We start from the raw sequence: 323 nt of genomic DNA, 5'->3' as shown, positions 1-323 counted from the left end.
CACCGCACCCTCGACACGGCGCTGACCCTGCAGGGCCCGGAGGAAACCCGCACGCTGACCCAGCTGGCGGCGGACGTCCTCACCGACGTCCTGATCGGCGGGGTCACCCCGGACGGACTCGGTGCCGGGGTGGCCGCGCAGGTCAACGTCACCGTTCCCGTGCTGACCTTGTTGGGGAAGAGCGAGGAGCCCGGGTATCTGGCCGGGTACGGACCCATCGACCCCGATACCGCGAGGCGTCTCGCCGCCGGGGCGCCGAGCTTCACCCGGCTCCTCACCCACCCCGAAACCGGCGTGGTGCTCTCGATGGGACGCGACACCTA

1 pseudogene is annotated in these 323 nt (G+C 71.5%); it reads left to right on the top strand.

The annotated features are described in order from the left end of the window. Positions 1 to 323: pseudogene (locus QN357_RS19360) on the top strand (HNH endonuclease); the annotation flags it as partial.

Origin of the sequence: Cryobacterium sp. RTC2.1 (genome assembly GCF_035018685.1) — a bacterium.
GTDB classification, from domain to species: domain Bacteria; phylum Actinomycetota; class Actinomycetes; order Actinomycetales; family Microbacteriaceae; genus Cryobacterium; species Cryobacterium glucosi.
Note: the sequence above shows the minus strand (reverse complement) of the source record. Positions and strands in the feature narration are given on the sequence as shown.